This is a genomic window from Mesorhizobium sp. P2_E7 (assembly GCF_056403855.1).
In genome coordinates this window covers 756,424-771,716 of sequence record NZ_JBFUER010000001.1, presented here as the reverse complement: position 1 = coordinate 771,716, position 15,293 = coordinate 756,424, and the positions used below count along the sequence as shown (strand labels likewise).

18 protein-coding genes and 1 pseudogene are annotated in these 15,293 nt (G+C 62.2%); 9 read left to right on the top strand and 10 right to left on the bottom strand.

Features of this window, described 5'->3' with window-relative positions; all coding sequences use genetic code 11:
* Positions 1-149: 149 nt before the first annotated feature.
* Entirely contained in the window at positions 150-572 is a 423-nt protein-coding gene (locus AC1DYC_RS03855) for a DUF6163 family protein (protein WP_192253233.1), read from the bottom strand.
* Positions 569-1,606, bottom strand: coding sequence for an enoyl-CoA hydratase/isomerase family protein (locus tag AC1DYC_RS03850; protein WP_477404117.1), 1,038 nt, complete (start codon positions 1,604-1,606; stop codon positions 569-571). The genes AC1DYC_RS03855 and AC1DYC_RS03850 overlap by 4 nt, the downstream gene beginning before the upstream one ends.
* Before the next feature lie 187 nt (positions 1,607-1,793).
* Between AC1DYC_RS03850 and AC1DYC_RS03845 the strand changes: the two genes are divergently transcribed.
* Positions 1,794-2,291, top strand: coding sequence for a pyridoxamine 5'-phosphate oxidase family protein (locus AC1DYC_RS03845; RefSeq protein ID WP_477404115.1), 498 nt, complete (start codon positions 1,794-1,796; stop codon positions 2,289-2,291).
* A 106-nt stretch (positions 2,292-2,397) separates the two neighbouring features.
* Positions 2,398-3,450, top strand: coding sequence for a porphobilinogen synthase (hemB, locus tag AC1DYC_RS03840; protein WP_477404113.1), 1,053 nt, complete (start codon positions 2,398-2,400; stop codon positions 3,448-3,450).
* Positions 3,451-3,453: 3 nt separating this feature from the next.
* On the opposite strand, the gene AC1DYC_RS03835 is transcribed toward hemB, so the two are convergent.
* The gene (locus AC1DYC_RS03835; protein ID WP_477404111.1) at positions 3,454-4,218 is read right to left on the bottom strand and encodes an imm11 family protein; all 765 of its coding nucleotides are present in this window, start codon (positions 4,216-4,218) and stop codon (positions 3,454-3,456) included.
* 138 nt (positions 4,219-4,356) lie between these two features.
* Positions 4,357-5,013, bottom strand: coding sequence for a glutathione S-transferase family protein (locus AC1DYC_RS03830; protein WP_477404109.1), 657 nt, complete (start codon positions 5,011-5,013; stop codon positions 4,357-4,359).
* Between the two features lie 111 nt (positions 5,014-5,124).
* Here AC1DYC_RS03830 and AC1DYC_RS03825 point away from each other — a divergent pair.
* Positions 5,125-6,332, top strand: a pseudogene (locus AC1DYC_RS03825) (polyhydroxyalkanoate depolymerase).
* A gap of 70 nt (positions 6,333-6,402) precedes the next feature.
* On the opposite strand, the gene AC1DYC_RS03820 reads toward AC1DYC_RS03825, so the two are convergent.
* Positions 6,403-6,729: a DUF1330 domain-containing protein gene (locus AC1DYC_RS03820; RefSeq protein WP_023693250.1), complete on the bottom strand. Its 327-nt coding sequence runs from the start codon at positions 6,727-6,729 to the stop codon at positions 6,403-6,405.
* 175 nt (positions 6,730-6,904) lie between these two features.
* Here AC1DYC_RS03820 and AC1DYC_RS03815 point away from each other — a divergent pair, with 175 nt between their 5' ends.
* Positions 6,905-7,600, top strand: coding sequence for a winged helix-turn-helix transcriptional regulator (locus AC1DYC_RS03815; RefSeq protein ID WP_477404107.1), 696 nt, complete (start codon positions 6,905-6,907; stop codon positions 7,598-7,600).
* Positions 7,601-7,633: 33 nt separating this feature from the next.
* Here the strand turns inward: AC1DYC_RS03815 and AC1DYC_RS03810 are convergent, their stop codons facing one another.
* On the bottom strand, positions 7,634-7,852 hold the full coding sequence (locus AC1DYC_RS03810; RefSeq protein WP_477307538.1) for a hypothetical protein: 219 nt from the start codon (positions 7,850-7,852) through the stop codon (positions 7,634-7,636).
* Between the two features lie 171 nt (positions 7,853-8,023).
* Between AC1DYC_RS03810 and AC1DYC_RS03805 the strand changes: the two genes are divergently transcribed.
* Positions 8,024-8,671, top strand: coding sequence for a dihydrofolate reductase family protein (locus tag AC1DYC_RS03805; RefSeq protein WP_477404105.1), 648 nt, complete (start codon positions 8,024-8,026; stop codon positions 8,669-8,671).
* A gap of 180 nt (positions 8,672-8,851) precedes the next feature.
* On the opposite strand, the gene ppk2 is transcribed toward AC1DYC_RS03805, so the two are convergent.
* Entirely contained in the window at positions 8,852-9,772 is a 921-nt protein-coding gene (gene ppk2 / locus AC1DYC_RS03800) for a polyphosphate kinase 2 (protein WP_352589377.1), read from the bottom strand.
* A 247-nt stretch (positions 9,773-10,019) separates the two neighbouring features.
* Between ppk2 and AC1DYC_RS03795 the strand changes: the two genes are divergently transcribed.
* A complete protein-coding gene (locus tag AC1DYC_RS03795) occupies positions 10,020-11,063 on the top strand; it encodes an aldo/keto reductase (protein ID WP_477404103.1) in 1,044 nt (347 codons plus the stop codon).
* 9 nt (positions 11,064-11,072) lie between these two features.
* Here the strand turns inward: AC1DYC_RS03795 and AC1DYC_RS03790 are convergent, their stop codons facing one another.
* Positions 11,073-12,044 (bottom strand): glycosyl transferase family 90, encoded by a 972-nt coding sequence (locus AC1DYC_RS03790; protein WP_477404101.1) that lies wholly within the window; start codon positions 12,042-12,044, stop codon positions 11,073-11,075.
* Positions 12,045-12,222: 178 nt separating this feature from the next.
* Here AC1DYC_RS03790 and AC1DYC_RS03785 point away from each other — a divergent pair, with 178 nt between their 5' ends.
* On the top strand, positions 12,223-12,381 hold the full coding sequence (locus tag AC1DYC_RS03785; RefSeq protein ID WP_477404099.1) for a hypothetical protein: 159 nt from the start codon (positions 12,223-12,225) through the stop codon (positions 12,379-12,381).
* A gap of 50 nt (positions 12,382-12,431) precedes the next feature.
* Here the strand turns inward: AC1DYC_RS03785 and AC1DYC_RS03780 are convergent, their stop codons facing one another.
* Complete coding sequence (locus AC1DYC_RS03780; protein WP_477307548.1) at positions 12,432-12,689, bottom strand: DUF982 domain-containing protein; 258 nt, start codon at positions 12,687-12,689, stop codon at positions 12,432-12,434.
* A gap of 83 nt (positions 12,690-12,772) precedes the next feature.
* Positions 12,773-13,438 carry a GntR family transcriptional regulator gene (locus AC1DYC_RS03775; RefSeq protein WP_477404097.1) on the bottom strand — a complete coding sequence of 222 codons (666 nt, stop codon included), beginning with the start codon at positions 13,436-13,438 and terminating at the stop codon, positions 12,773-12,775.
* Between the two features lie 151 nt (positions 13,439-13,589).
* On the opposite strand from AC1DYC_RS03775, the gene AC1DYC_RS03770 reads away from it, so the two are divergent.
* Positions 13,590-14,855 carry a multidrug efflux MFS transporter gene (locus AC1DYC_RS03770; RefSeq protein WP_477404095.1) on the top strand — a complete coding sequence of 422 codons (1,266 nt, stop codon included), beginning with the start codon at positions 13,590-13,592 and terminating at the stop codon, positions 14,853-14,855.
* A 40-nt stretch (positions 14,856-14,895) separates the two neighbouring features.
* Positions 14,896-15,267 carry a DUF423 domain-containing protein gene (locus AC1DYC_RS03765; protein WP_477404093.1) on the top strand — a complete coding sequence of 124 codons (372 nt, stop codon included), beginning with the start codon at positions 14,896-14,898 and terminating at the stop codon, positions 15,265-15,267.
* Positions 15,268-15,293 lie beyond the last annotated feature (26 nt).

The following is a 15,293-nucleotide window of genomic DNA, read 5'->3' as shown; positions in this document are numbered from 1 at the left end:
GACACTATCGAATACTCATAAAATTCGACTTAAACGCTAGGGCTAACAAGAGCTTACCGGTAATAGGTTTCGGAAGACGCTTAACGAACGGTCACCCGAGCAAGGATAATTAACCTAAAGATTTAGCCAATGGCCGCAGGGCGGCTTCTTCAGGCGCGCGCGGGGCGTTTCTGCATCCAGATCACGACGCGAAAGACGATGTAGAGCAGCGCGACCGCGAAGTGCGAAAACAAGATCAACGGCCGGTGGCCGAACAGATCGGGAAAGCCGGCATACATGATGATCTCGGTGACGGCGCAGATGAACCAGATCACCGGGCCCCAGGACGCCAGCATCCACAGGCCGGCCGCGGCGAAGGGAAAGAACACGGCCAGCATCACCGCCGCGACCTGCCAGTGCACCGGCATCAGGTCGAAGCGCCACAGCGGGCCAGGATAAAAGCCGATCAGCCGGATCCAGTACAGGATGCCGAACAGAAGGCAGTAGCCGGCGATGACGCGCTGGAACCAGGCGAAGATGATTTCGACGCCCGAGGGCTGCAGCACGATGCGCCGCGACGTGACTTCGCTCACAGCTCGAGCTCCCGTTCGAGCGGCGCGAAATAGGCGTCTATGGAAGCTGCATCGACCTCGGCCAGGTTTGCCGGCCGCCATTGCGGCGTCGAGCCCTTGTCGACGATGACGGCGCGGATGCCTTCGTAGAAGTCATGGCCGGTGAGCATGCGGTTGAGGATCCGGAACTCCATCTTCATGCAGGCCTCCATCGACAAAGTCAGCCCGGCGCTGATCTGGCGCCACGCGACATTGAGGCTGGTCGGCGAGCGAGAGCGGATCGTGGCCAGCGTCTTGGCGGCGAATTCGTCGGCATCGGCCGCCCGTTCCAGGCTGGCGAGGATTTCGGCGAGCGAAGGTTGGGCAAAATGGTGGGCGATCGCTTCCAGCACCGGCTGGGCGGTCTCGCGCCTGGCTGACACGAAAAAGCTGCGCAACACCGATTCCGGGTCGCCATTGGCGCAGAGCCGGTCGAGGAAGGCGGATTGGTCGGCAGCCTTGATGGTGTGGGTGGCCAGGCCCGACCACAGCGCGTCGCCGTAGCGGATGCGGTTGCCGGTCAGCGCCAGATACATACCGAAACTGCCGCCGAGATCCGGCAGCAGATGGCTGCCGCCGACATCGGGGAAAAAGCCGATACCGACTTCGGGCATTGCGAACTGGGCATTTTCTGTCAGCACGCGCTGCGAGCCATGGAACGAGATGCCGATGCCGCCGCCCATGACGATACCGTCGATCAGCGCGACATAGGGCTTTTTGTAACTGTTGATGCGGGCGTTGAGCCGGTATTCGTCGGCGAAGAAGTCGACCGGCGGCTTTCCGGCCCGAGCCTCATAGACGTGCATGATGTCGCCGCCGGCTGAAAACGCCCTGCCCTCGGCCTTGACGACCACGACATCCACGCCGGCATCGTGCTCAAAAGCGTCGAGCGCCTTGTCCAGCGCCTTGATCATGCGGTGCGTCAGCGCATTGAGCGCCTGCGGCCGCGTCAACGTGACGACGCCTGCCTTGCCCAACCGTTCGAAGCGGATCTCGTCGCCGCCGCCAAAATCCATCGTCAGAGATTCCCTCCCCGCGCCTGCGGGACTGAAGTGCTAAAGGTGGCGCATGGGTGCGTCAACCGGCGGAGGTGGTTTCGATCTTCGCTGCGGAATGCGACCGTGCTTTATCGTCGAGCAAAATGCGGGCAAAACTGCCGGCGAAACACCACCTGAGCCTGTCTTGTGATCCAAGGACAAACGCATGACGCTTGAAACCGCAGCGCCGGGCTGGGAAATGCCGAAAAAGTTCGACCCGGACGATGTGCTCAACCGCCCGCTGATGGCCAATCTGGCGACCGTGACCGCGGATGGCGCGCCGCGCAACGCGCCGATGTGGTTCATCTGGGAGGATGATGCGCTCTGGCTGCTCGGCTCAACCGAGGCAAGTGCTGTCAAGCACCTCGAACGCGACCCGCGCTGCGCGGTGGAGATCGTGCATTTCGACAATGAGGCCGGCATCCTGCTGCATCTCGGCCTGCGTGGCGCCGCCACCGTCGAGCCGATGGACCCGGAACGCTTCAAACGACTGCTGCACAAATATCTGGGTCCCGAGGTAAACTGGAACCGCTGGTTCATCGACACCGTGGCCGACATCGACCATCCGAACGGCCGCCTGATCCGGCTCGTGCCGGAGAGCATCTTCACCAACAATGTGTCGTTCTTCAAAACCGGCCCCGAACTGGCCTGGCCGCCGAAGTGATGACGGCTGGCACAATCGTGTCGCATTGGTCAGCGACAGAGGCCCGTGGTAAAAGCCGCCTCGACATAGCGGCCGGGCAAAGCCGCACGAGCAGCGAGTTTTGGCGATGAACAAATTCACCCCCGCGACGAACAAGTTCGCGCCGGCAAAACCAGCCGGCGCACGCAGCGTCGATGAGATTACCGGCAGCCGGCGCCTGCGGCGCATGCGCAAGGCAGACTGGTCGCGCCGCCTGGTGCAGGAGAACCGGCTATCGGTCGACGATCTGATCTGGCCGATCTTCATCATCGACGGCAAGAACACGCGCGAGCCGATCGCCGCCATGCCCGGCGTCTTTCGCCTGTCGCTCGACCTCGCCGTCAAGGAGGCCGAGCGCGCTGCCAAGCTCGGCATTCCGGCGATCGCCACCTTCCCCAATGTCGAGCTTGCACTGCGCGACCAGACGGGATCACACATCCTCGACCCCGAAAACATCATCAACCGCGCCACCCGTGCCATCAAGGACGCGGTGCCGGAGATCGGCATCATCACCGATGCCGCGCTCGACCCTTTCACCAGCCATGGTCATGACGGCATTTTGCGCGACGGCATCATCGTCAACGACGAGACGGTGGAACAGGTGGCGGCGGCAGCCGTGATCCAGGCGGCGGTGGGCGCCGACATCATCGCGCCGTCGGACATGATGGACGGCCGCATCGGGGCCATCCGCGACGCGCTCGATGCCAACGGGTTTTCCGACGTGGCGATCATGTCCTACGCGACGAAATTCGCATCCGCCTTCTACGGCCCCTATCGCGAGGCAGTCGGCACCGCCGGCCTGCTCAAGGGCGACAAGAAGACCTACTATCTCGACCACGCCAATTCCGACGAAGCGGTGCGCGAGGCAGAGCAGGACATCGCCGAGGGCGCCGACATGCTGATGGTCAAACCCGGCCTGCCCTATCTCGACATCATCCGGCGGCTGAAGGACGAGTTCCAGATGCCGACCTTCGCCTACCAGGTATCGGGCGAATATTCGATGATCAAGGCGGCCGCCGCCAATGGCTGGATCGATGGTGAAAAGGCGATGCTGGAAAGCCTGCTCGCCTTCAAGCGCGCCGGCTGCGACGGCATCCTCACCTATTTCGCGCCCGAAGTGGCGCAGATGCTGAAGGGATAAATTTCACTCCAGCACAAAACTCTCTTCGACATGTCTTGTTTCGAAATCCAGCCGACCGCTCCCGTAAACCGACATATCTTCGAACAAGTCGGGATTCTTGATGCCCGCTTCGACACAGGCTTCTCTCAATTTGGCGGTGCAAATGACGATGCCCATATTCTTCTGTTTGAAGATGTGTGCATCGCCAACAATCTCCTCCTTGAAATAGAAGCAGGCGCCTCCGGCACTGTCGTAGTACACGCCTCCATTCTCGCCGATCAAAAGCCTAAACTTCGACGATTCGAGATCCACGGCATCAATCTTGCGAACGATGTCGCAAAGGTAGTGCTTAGGTTCGATCGGCTTTCCGCTCAAATAGAATACGTCGCAGTCGTTAAATACGACCCCATCGGGGTCGACTGACTGCAGAACGTCCTTCAGGCGCTCGGATACAAGCCAGTAACAATGAAAATCTTCCAAGTCTTTTGGTGGCCTGCAATAGTCCGTCGCTTCAGGCCGCAGCCTGGGCGTCTCCGGGTACTCAGGGAAGCCGTATCCCCCAAACTCCGTCGGCCCAAGCAGTATGCGGGGTGGCGGCACCAAAACTTGGGCGTTTTCCAGCTGAAGACAATGGGACCCGCCGCGATATGTCGGTCCGATCTGGAAGAATTTTCCATGTTTCTTGAATTTCGCCTCTTTGCGGAAAACCCGCTCTGGGACTTGAGCTGGCCTAGGCTGCGGACGGTTCCGGTTGGCAAACAGTTTTGCAATGAGTGAAATAATGGTCACGTGCGCGCCTGCTCAGTTTACCGACTTCTAGCTCAAGACTAGATCGCGTGAGAATACCCGTCCACCTGCTTCGCGCCCGAGGTGGCGCAGATGCTGAAGGGCTAGCCGCGCCGCGGCCATCCTGCTCACCTTCCTAGTCTAAAATTCCACGTCGAGTTCGATAATGTCCTCGGGCTCGGCAAGCGCGTCCTGCGTCCACTCCTGCATCAGCGACCAGTCGAGGATCAGCTCGCAATAGCCCGCGTGTGGCGCTTCGAGCTCAACCGCATAGGTGCGGAAACGGGTGCAGACCGGCGCATACATCGCATCGGCCACGGTCGGCGAGGAACCGAACATAAACGGCCCGCCATAGGCTGCCAGGCATTCGGACCAGATCGTCTTGATCCGCTCCACGTCCGGGCGCGCGCCGGAAAAGATCTTGAAGCTCTTGTGCCGGGCTTTCAGGCTCATCGGCAGCGCCGAGCGCAAATTGTGAAAGCCTGAATGCATCTCGCCTGATACCGCACGGCAATGCGCGCGCGCCACGCGGTCGGCAGGTAGCAGACCGGCATCCGGCATGGTCTCGGCCAGATATTCGGCGATCGCCAGCGTGTCCCACACCGTCACCCCGTCATGGGTCAGCCGCGGCACCAGCATCGATGGCGACAGGAGCAGCAATTCCTGCCGTTGTTCGGGGTCATCGATGTCGATGCGCTTCTCCTCGAACTCCAGCTGGGCCATGCGGCAGAGTAGCCAGCCACGCAAGGACCAGGAGGAATAGTTCTTCGACGAGATCGTCAACGTCGCCTTGGTCATGCCGTCGGCCCTCCGAGCCCTTTGCCGGCAACAATCCTCTCGCAATGCACAAAATTTTGCACTAGATTTTTTGCACTGCCACATGGCGGCTTCGGAACGGGATGCATCTCGATGCTGTACCAGGCCTACCAGCTTCAGGACGACCTCATCGCCCCGTCGCGTTTTTTCGCCGATCTCTTGCGCTCGGCGATGAGCAGCATGGTTTCAGGCGACAGCGTAAAGCAGCGCCTTGCCGCCGGGCTGGAGATGATCGGCCGCTTCAAGCTCACCCATACGCGACCGGATTTCGACATCAGATCCGTCAGGGTCGGCAATCGCGACGTACCGGTCACCGTCGAGACAGCACTCGAGCTGCCGTTCGGGACGTTGCTGCGCTTCACCAAGGACATGGATACGCGCCAGCCCAAGGTGATGGTGATCGCCCCTTTGTCGGGTCATTTCTCGACGCTGCTGCGCGGTACGGTGGAGACGCTGCTGGCAGACCACGAGGTCTACATTACCGACTGGGCCAATGCCCGTGACGTACCGCTCGTCGCCGGCCGCTTCGGCGTGGATGACCATGTCGACTACATCATCCGCTTTCTCGAAGCGATTGGCCCGGGCGCGCACTTGCTGGCGGTCTGCCAGCCCTGCGTCCAGGCGCTTGCCGCAGTCGCCGTGATGTCCGAGGACAAGCATCCTGCGACACCGCGCTCGATGACGCTGATGGCGGGGCCGATCGATCCGCGCGAGAGTCCGACCAAGGTCAACGAGTTCGCCGTCAGCAAGTCGCTGGCGTGGTTCCAGAGTTCCGTCATTTCGCGCGTGCCGTGGCGCCATGCGGGCGGCGGACGCCGCGTCTATCCGGGCTTTCTGCAGCTTGCCGCGTTCAGGGCATGAACATGGACCGCCATAACAAGGCCCACCAAAAACTGCATGACCATCTGGCGACCGGCGAGACCGCCGAGGCCGAGAAGATAAAAACCTTTTACGACGAGTATCTGGCTGTGCTCGACCTCACCGAAGAATTCTATCTCGAAACGATCGACCGCGTGTTCCAGAAGGCGGAGCTCGCCACCGGTACGTTCACGTTCCGCGGCAGCCCGGTCGATCCGGGCGCGATCCGCAACACGGCGTTGCTCACCGTCGAGGGCGGGCGCGACGACATCTGCGCCCTCGGCCAGACCTCGGCCGCCCATGAATTGTGCCGCTCGCTGCGTCCGCATCTGAAGCGCCATCATTTGCAAGCCAATGTCGGCCATTACGGCGTCTTCAACGGCAAGCGCTGGGAGCGCGAGATCTATCCGGTCGTGCGCAACCTCATCCTGTCGATGGAATAGTTTTTGCTCGACAGGGGTAGAGACTCTGAAGGGCTAGCCGGAACCCGGACTTCCGGGTTCCGGCTTTTCCTCACGCCTTCGGCAAATAAGGGATCGTTCCCGCCAGATCGGTATCGTCGATCAGCTGGAAGCGGCTGTCGCTGCCCTTCTGGCGCTCCGCCACAAACGGGGCGTATTGCGGATCGTTGGTGAAGGCTTCGGCTGCTTTTGCCGACGGAAACGCCATGATGGCGATCAGGCTGGTGTCGAGCGGCTTGCCCTCGAGCGTCTTCACATTGCCGCTGCGGGCGAGATACTTGCCGCCATGCTTGTGCACGAGGTCGTGCACCGAAGCGGCGTAAGCCGGCACCCATTTGTCGTCCTTCACCTTGATGTCTGCGATCACGTAAGCGGTCATTGTCTAACTCCTCATGGATCGGCGCCGGACTGCCCGGCGACGTGACCGCTGCCTCGCATGATGCCGCCGGACCGTTCCAGTCACCAAACTGTACCAGGGGGGCAGTACAGCTTCTGTACTGGCTGATCTCAGGTTTTCTGAATAAGGTTCGGCAACATCTTTTGGAGGTCACCACATGACACAAGCCGGATACAAGCAGTTCTGCCCGCTCTCGATGGCGGCGGAGCTGTTGTGCACACGCTGGACCATGGTGCTGCTGCGCGAACTGGTGGCGGGCTCAACCCGCTTCAACGACCTGCGCCGCGGCGTGCCGAAAATGTCGCCAACCCTTCTGTCGCAACGGCTTAGGGATCTCGAAGCGGGCGGCATTGTCGAACGCATCGAGATCGAATCCGAGAAGGGCGTGTTCGAATACCGGCTGACCGAGGCGGGCCGGGATTTGCGCCCGGTGGTCGAGGCGATGGGCTTCTGGGGGCAGAAATGGGTGGAGGCAAGGCTTTCCCTCAGGAATCTCGATCCGTCGCTGCTGATGTGGGACATGCGGCGCAATCTGAACCCCTCTCCGCTGCCGGACGGGCGCACCGTGATACAATTCCTGTACCATGACCTGCCGGCGTCAAAACGCTCGTGGTGGCTGATCGTCGAGAAGCAGGGTGATGTCGATCTGTGCTGGTACGATCCGGGCTTCGACGTCGATCTCTACGTCTCGACGGACCTCTGCACCATGACGTCGATCTGGATGGGGCTGACGACGGTGCACAAGGAACGCGACAAGATCAGCCTGACCGGCGATCTCGATGTCGCCGGCAAGATGCAGGCATGGCTCGGCCTCAGCCCGTTTGCGGTTGTGCCCAAGCGCGCGGCGGCCTGAGGCCAGCCGTCATAGGCGCCGCAAATTGCCGACCTATCCCGCCAGCGCTCTATACTCGTAGGTGCCGGGGCGACGCCGCGTCGGGGCCTTGGCCGTCAGGTCCACCACGCGGATCCATTTACAGGCGTCGCCGCGCAAGGTGACCTTTCGGCCGATCACCTTTTCGGCTGCCCCAAACGGCGTACTGGCGTGCGTTTCCTTGCTTTCCTGGACGACGTCGCCGTCCATCCTCTCGACGCGAAATACCTTCATCTCTTCCGCCTCCCCGACTCCGGGCCTTCCGAAGGGTAACGCAGCGGCTTTTTCCGTCAAGTATTAGCAAGCGCTAAATCTTCGTGATTTTAAAAAACCACTTGCAATCCGCAATCGGTTTGCTACAAAGCAACCACTTGCAAATCACAACCGGTCATCTCGGAGGCCTTCATGTCCAAGCTTCGTGTCAATGCATTCACCCTGTCGCTCGACGGTTTCGGCGCCGGTCCTGACCAGACCCTGCAAAACCCGCTCGGGGTCGGTGGCGAAGATCTGCACAAATGGATGACCAGCACCCGCAGCTTCCACAAGATGGTCGGCAAGGATGGCGGCACCACCGATGTGGACGACCGGTTCACCGTCCGCAGCTTCGACAATGTCGGCGCCTGGATCCTCGGCCGCAACATGTTCGGACCCATCCGCGGCGAGTGGCCGGATGACAACTGGAAGGGCTGGTGGGGAGCCAATCCGCCCTACCACGTGCCGGTCTTCGTGCTGACGCACTACAAGCGCGATCCGACCGAAATGGAAGGCGGCACCATTTTCCATTTCGTCACAGGCGGCATCCATGATGCGCTCGACCAGGCGAAAGCCGCGGCCGGCGGCAAGGATGTCCGCGTCGGCGGCGGCGTCTCCACCATCCGGCAATATCTCCAGGAGAAGCTTATCGACGAGTTGCATCTGGCGGTGTCGCCGGTGCTGCTGGGCAAGGGTGAGAACCTGTTTGCCGGCCTGGATATGCTGAAGCTCGGCTATCAGTGCACCGAGCAGGTGGCGACGGCGCTTGCCACGCATGTGACGATCAAGCGGGTAAGCTAAGCTCCCCCTTCTCCCCCTGTGGGAGAAGGTGGCCTCGCGAAGCGAGGTCGGATGAGGGGTGTTCCAGCTTGGCAATATGTTTGAAATCGCCACCGCCTCATTTCTTCCAGCACCCCTCATCCGTCTCGGCGCTGCGCGCCGATCCACCTTCTCCCACAAGGGGAGAAGGGAAGGATCATTTCAATACTTCTCCGGCACGTAAAGCTCACGCGGCAGGACCTGGCGCTCATATTCAGGATTGAACACCCGCTCGGGCAGCGTGATCTCTTCGTGCGGCACTTCCTCGTAAGGCATCTGCTTAAGCAGGTGGTCGATGCAGTTCAGCCGCGCCCGCTTCTTGTCGTTGCCTTCGACGATGTACCACGGTGCCTCGGGAATGTTGGTACGGGCAAACGTCTCTTCCTTGGCCTTTGTGTACTGCTCCCAGCGCACGCGCGACTGCAGATCCATCGGCGACAGTTTCCACTGCTTCATCGGATCGTGAATGCGCATCAGGAAGCGCATCTGCTGTTCCTCGTCGGTGATCGAGAACCAGTATTTGACCAGGGTGACGCCGGAGCGAACCAGCATGCGCTCGAACTCCGGCACGTCGTGGAAGAATTGCTCGACCTGATCCTGGTCGGCAAAGCCCATCACGCGCTCGACGCCGGAGCGGTTGTACCAGGAGCGGTCGAACAGCACGATCTCGCCACCGGCCGGCAGATGCGGCACGTAGCGCTGGAAATACCATTGCGACTTTTCGCGTTCGGTCGGCGCAGGCAGCGCCACGACACGAGCAATGCGCGGGTTGAGGCGCTGGGTGATGCGCTTGATGACGCCGCCCTTGCCGGCGGAGTCACGGCCCTCGAAAATCACCACCAGCTTTTTCTTGTGGTAGGCAACCCAGGACTGCAGCTTGATCAGTTCCGACTGCAAGCTGATCAGATCGCGAAAATACTGCATCCGGTCGATCGATGGCGGATGCGCGTTCTTGTAGATCTTGGCGATCTCCAGCGACAGCGCCGGCTCCGACATTTCAAGCTCATAGTCTTCGTCGAGCGTGTCGGCGAGTTCGGCCTCAAGCCAATCCCTGGCCGGAGAATTCTGCTTTAACTCGGTCATTTCTGCTGCTCCGCTTGCCGGCTGTCATGAAACCCTGAGCCGACTTGATATAGGCCGGCAATGACGGTTTTATTGCAAGCCGCCGGCCCGCCGATCATCACTCCAAATCGGCGAGGCATGGTCGATCGATTGCCGTGGCATGGCGACAAACCGCTTAAATTGTCCTACAAATGGCTGACCCTTTCGGGCTGCCCCCGCCCTTGTCGACTAAAACCGCCCGACCCCACCAAAATTGCGAGGATCTGACATGGAATACCGCACGCTTGGCCGTTCCGGCTTGAAAGTTTCGACGCTGACGCTGGGCACCATGACCTTCGGCGGCAGCGGACCGTTCGCCGCCGTCGGCAATTCCGACCTCGCTGAGGCATCACGCATCATCGATACCTGCATCGATGCCGGCATCAATCTCATCGACACCGCCAATGTCTATTCGAACGGCCTGTCGGAAGAGATCATCGGCGAGGCGCTCGGCGGCAAGCGCAAGAACGATGTGCTGATCGCCTCCAAGGCACGCATGCGGATCGGCAAAGGTCCCAATGACGAAGGCCTGTCGCGCCATCATCTGATCCGTGAATGCGAGAAGAGCCTGAAGCGCCTCAGGACCGATGTCATCGACATCTATTTCCTGCACGAATGGGATGGCACGACGCCGCTCGAGGAGACCATGGCGGCGCTCGACACGCTGGTTGCCCAGGGCAAGATCCGCTATGTCGGCTGCTCCAACTATTCCGGCTGGCACGTGATGAAGGCGCTCGGCATCAGCGGCAGCCAGCACCAGCCGCGCTTCGTCACCCAGCAGATCCATTACACGCTGGAAGCGCGCGAAGCTGAATACGAACTCTTGCCGATCTCGGTCGACCAGGGCCTCGGCGTGCTGGTGTGGAGCCCGCTCGCCGGCGGCCTCTTGTCGGGCAAATACCGCCGCGACAGCCCGACCGCGCGCCAGCTTGCCGGCTGGTCGGAACCGCCGATCCGCGATGAAGACCGGCTGTGGCGGATCGTCGATGTGCTGGTTGACATCGGTGCGGCACGCGGCGTCTCGGCAGCGCAGGTCGCGCTTGCCTGGCTGCTCGGCCGGCCGGCGGTCAGTTCGCTGGTGATCGGCGCGCGCAACGAGACCCAGTTGAAGGACAATCTTGCCGCCGCAGCCCTCGCCCTCACCGCCGAGGAACGCGACCGCCTCGATGCCGTCAGCCGCCCGCCTGTGCTCTACCCCTACTGGCACCAGCAGTTCACGGCGAAGGACCGTTTCGGTCCGGCTGATCTGGTTCTCGACCGCAGCGATATCTGAGGCAAACAGCTAGCCCGCGATAAACCGCCAGACCTCCGGATCGGGTTCGATCTGGCCGCTGAGCACGAAATATTTGTAGAGCACGAGCAGGCTGATCGCCTGCTCGGCCCGCTCGTCGGCGAATTTGCGGCAATAGGCGTTGGCCGCAGCAACGATACGCTGGGCCTCGGCCGGATGCCGCTCGAGATGATGCACCCGCTCGGCCAGATCGCTGAAATCGGGCGCCAGCGGCACATAGTGGACGTCGGGCTCGAGCTGCCCCTCCGCGAACCATGTCTCATAGGTTGGCGGCGGCATCAGGCAGAGCGAATTCGAGCTCATGATCCATTTCAGATTGGTCGCGACATCGTTGCCTTCGAGCGAGATGATATAGCGATAGCGTCGCTGCTGATCGATGGTGAGGTAGGGTTTTCGGTATTCCGCCGGTGCCGTTGCCCTTGGCGTGCCGACATCGCAGATCGGCAGGTCGCGGGCGGCCTCGAGCAGCAAGGTGCGGATCGGATTGTTGAGTTCGCCGCGCCAGACGACGAGCGGATGCTTGTCGGCGAAGGCGACATCGTCGGCCGGCATGTGGAAATGACGAAACTTGTTCAGCTTGAACAGGACGCCGTTGCCATTGTCGCCGACGATCGGCCGGTCCTTGACGATCGACGGCATCTTCGGCACTTCGATGACGTCGCCGAATTCCAGGTCGATGCGCAGGCCCGGATCGAAATAGCGGGTGAACTCCTTCAGGTCGTAATAGTACATGCTGCGGTCCGATGGCAGCCGATTGATCGGCACGGCCTCGGGGCTGGGTGTAAAGGGCTCCCGCAGCGTGTTGTAGTAGTTGAGCCGCTCGCGGACCGATGCGTCGGAAAGCCTGGCCTGATCGAGCAGACGGCCGAGCCGGCGCCGGAACAGGACCGGCGGCGCGATGTCGCGCATGGCGTTGCGCGCATAATAGATCAGCTTCTGTGCGTTTCTTTGAAGCGTGGCCATCGGTCGTTTTGATTCGAAATCGGTCGGCGGCGGCTCCAGCAACTGTCCCGCAGCCTTTTCTAAACCATTGTGTTAGCCGTCACGCAAGTCCCGAACCGCTGGCGTCTGCCCTCCCGGCGCTGTTGTGTTTGCCGGCCAATGCTTCTAGGCAGGATCAGGTACAGCGAAAGGAAACAATATGGCGCGACCACCGAACTACGGCCAGGAACGCAAGGACCGCGACCGGCAGAAGGCTGCCAAGAAGGCGGAGAAGCTGGCCGCCAAGGTTGCAGCCAAGGAGCGTTCCAAGCCTGAGAACGAGGCCGATTCCGAAACCCATACAGAGACTGAAGAATAGCCAGGAAGAATGGCAGACAACCGGCCCGCTACGGGCCGGTGTGGCTGCGATCAGGCCGCCTTGTCGCTGACGAAGACGTTGACTTCGCGCGCCGCGGCAATGAAGGCGCGCCTTGCAATCATCGCCGGCTTGTCGCCGGCCAGCGCATCATGGCAGGCCTGCAGCGCTTCGCGGTGCTTGGGGCTGCGCTTGCCCGGCCAGCTGTTGAGCAGGTAGTCGGAGGCCTCGCGGGCCGTGCGCAGGAGCTGGTTTTCTCCCCCCGCAGCTGCCCTGACGGTCACGGGTGTTTCAAATCGGTTGTTTTCCATGGCCGCTCCTTACGCCATCGGCGCCCATGAAGCGAGGCCGAAAGCAGATGGCGCCGGGCGTTGTGTCGCTTTCGTGACCGATATCAAGCGGCGACGACGGCAAATCCCCTGGCGCGCAGACCGCGCCGGTCATTGTGCAGCGACGTCACCAGGCGGTCGCGGCTGCCGACAATATGGGCGGAAAGCCGCGCTGCCGCCGCGTCGGCTTCACCCGCCCGCACCGCCGCCAGGATGGCGTGATGCTCGCTCCAGGCGCGGCCGAGTGCAGCCTCGTCACGCACCTCCAGCCAGCGCGCCCGCGACAGCCGCGTCATGGCATCGCGCACCGCCCTGAACAGGAACTCGTTGCCGGAGAGCCGTGCCAGTTCAATGTGGAAATCCATGCCAACGCGGTGCCATTCCTCGCGCGGCGTGGCGGTGTCGCAGGAGTCCAGCATCGCCTCTATGACATCGACCGCGCTCCTGTCGCCCAGCGCCGAAGTCAGCCTGACGGCCGCAACCTCGACCGCCTCGCGATAGACTGCGATCTGTTCCAGTTCGGCAAGGTTGATCGGCGATACCGTCCAGCCGCGTCCGTCGCGGCAGATCAACCCTTCCGTCTCAAGTCGCAGCAGCGCTGCCCTGACCGGCGTGCGCGAGGCCCCGAAGCGGCTCTCGATCCAGCGTTCCGTCAGTCGCTCGCCGGGACCGACCTCAAGGCCGAGGATCATTTCGCGAAGCGCTTTTTCGACGGTCTGCATCTGTGACATCTTTGCTTCCCTTGCTGGCGATCGGCCTCGCATTGAGGTCTGGCCTATCACGTTTGAGAGCGCCGGATTGACAGCAACCGGGCTTTGCGTCCATGAGGATACCAGCTTGGTATCCCAAAACGGTATCCGCAGCAAGCGGACAGGACATGACATGCCGCAAGACAGCGAAAAACAGGCGATCGAGGCGCCTTCTGCCTACAATGTGCACTGGCGGCGCAATCTGTTCGTGTGTTTTGCCGGATCGTTCAGCACGCTGGTGGCTATGACGCTGCTCCTGCCGTTCCTGCCGCTCTATGTCGAGCAGTTGGGCGCCGTCGGCCACGCGGCGATCGTGCAATGGTCGGGCGTTGCTTTCGGCGCCACCTTCTTTGCCGCCGCCCTCGTCGCGCCGCTGTGGGGCCGACTGGGCGACCGCTACGGCCGCAAGGTGATGCTGGTGCGCGCCAGTTTCGGCATGGCGATCTGCATGTCGCTGACCGGCATGGTGCAGACGGTCTGGCAATTGGTGCTTTTGCGCCTGCTGATCGGTTTTGCCGGCGGCTATTCCTCGGGCTCGACCATACTGGTCGCCATGCAGACGCCGAAGGAGCGCTCGGGCTGGGCGCTCGGCGTGCTGTCGGCCGGTATCACCGCAGGCTCGCTGGTCGGCCCGCTGCTCGGCGGCGCGCTGCCGCCGCTGATCGGCATCCGCGCCACCTTCCTGATCGCCGGCGGCGTCATTTTCCTGGCGGCACTGGCGACGACATTCCTGATCAAGGAGATGCCTCGCCCGCCAGCACTGGCCAAACCCAAGGAGAAGCCGAAGGGCGGCTGGGCGCAGATCCCCGACAAGCGGCCTGTCGCCGCCATGCTGGCGACCGGCATGCTGTTCACCTTCGCCAATATGTCGATCGAGCCGATCATCACCGTCTATGTCCAGCAACTGGTCGTGGACGCCAGCCGGGTGACGCTGATCTCGGGCGTCGTCATGTCGGCGGCCGCGCTCGGCGCCATCCTCTCGGCGTCACGGCTGGGCAAGCTCGCCGACCGCATCGGCCACTGGAACGTCATCGTGGCGTCGCTTGCCGTCTCGGCACTGCTGCTGATACCGCAAGCCTTCGTCACCGAAAGCTGGCAGCTGGTCGGCCTGCGGTTCCTGATGGGTCTGGTGCTGGGCGGGCTGTTGCCCTGCATCACCAGCGTCATCCGGCACAATGTTCCCGACGGCGTCGGCGGCAATGTGCTGGGCCTGGCGATCTCGGCGCAATATGTCGGCCAGGTCGCGGGCCCGTTGCTCGGCGGCTTCGTTGGCGGCCATTTCGGCATGCGGGCGGTGTTTCTCGGCACATCCGTGCTGATGGCTGGCGGCGCTGTCTACAACTGGCTGGTCCAGTCACGCCGCACGCGCGACATGCTGGCGGTATCCGGAAAATCCTGACAGGTTGCGCCGCCTATCGCCAATCACAGGAGCCTAAGACATGAGCATCGCCGACCATCCGGCAGAAGGCAGCGCCCGCATTCTGGTCCTCGCCGGCGGCCTGTGTGGCGCAGCCGGCGTGGCACTGTCTGCGGCGGCCGCGCATCTGGGCGGCGCTTTCGTCGGCACCGCCGCATCCTTCCTGCTCATGCATGCGCCGGTGTTTCTGGCCGTCGGCCTCGCCGGCGCAAACCGAATCCTGCGGATCGGCAGCCTGGTGCTGCTCGTCGGGCTTGTGCTGTTCTGCGGCGATCTGCTGGCCAGGGATTTCGTCGGGTCGCGGCTGTTCCCGATGTCGGCGCCGATCGGCGGCAGCTTGCTGATTGCAGGCTGGCTGGCGATCGCGGCCTCGGCGCTGGTGCGTCAGCGTTGAACAGGCAGGGCAAGAACCCTGCCCCG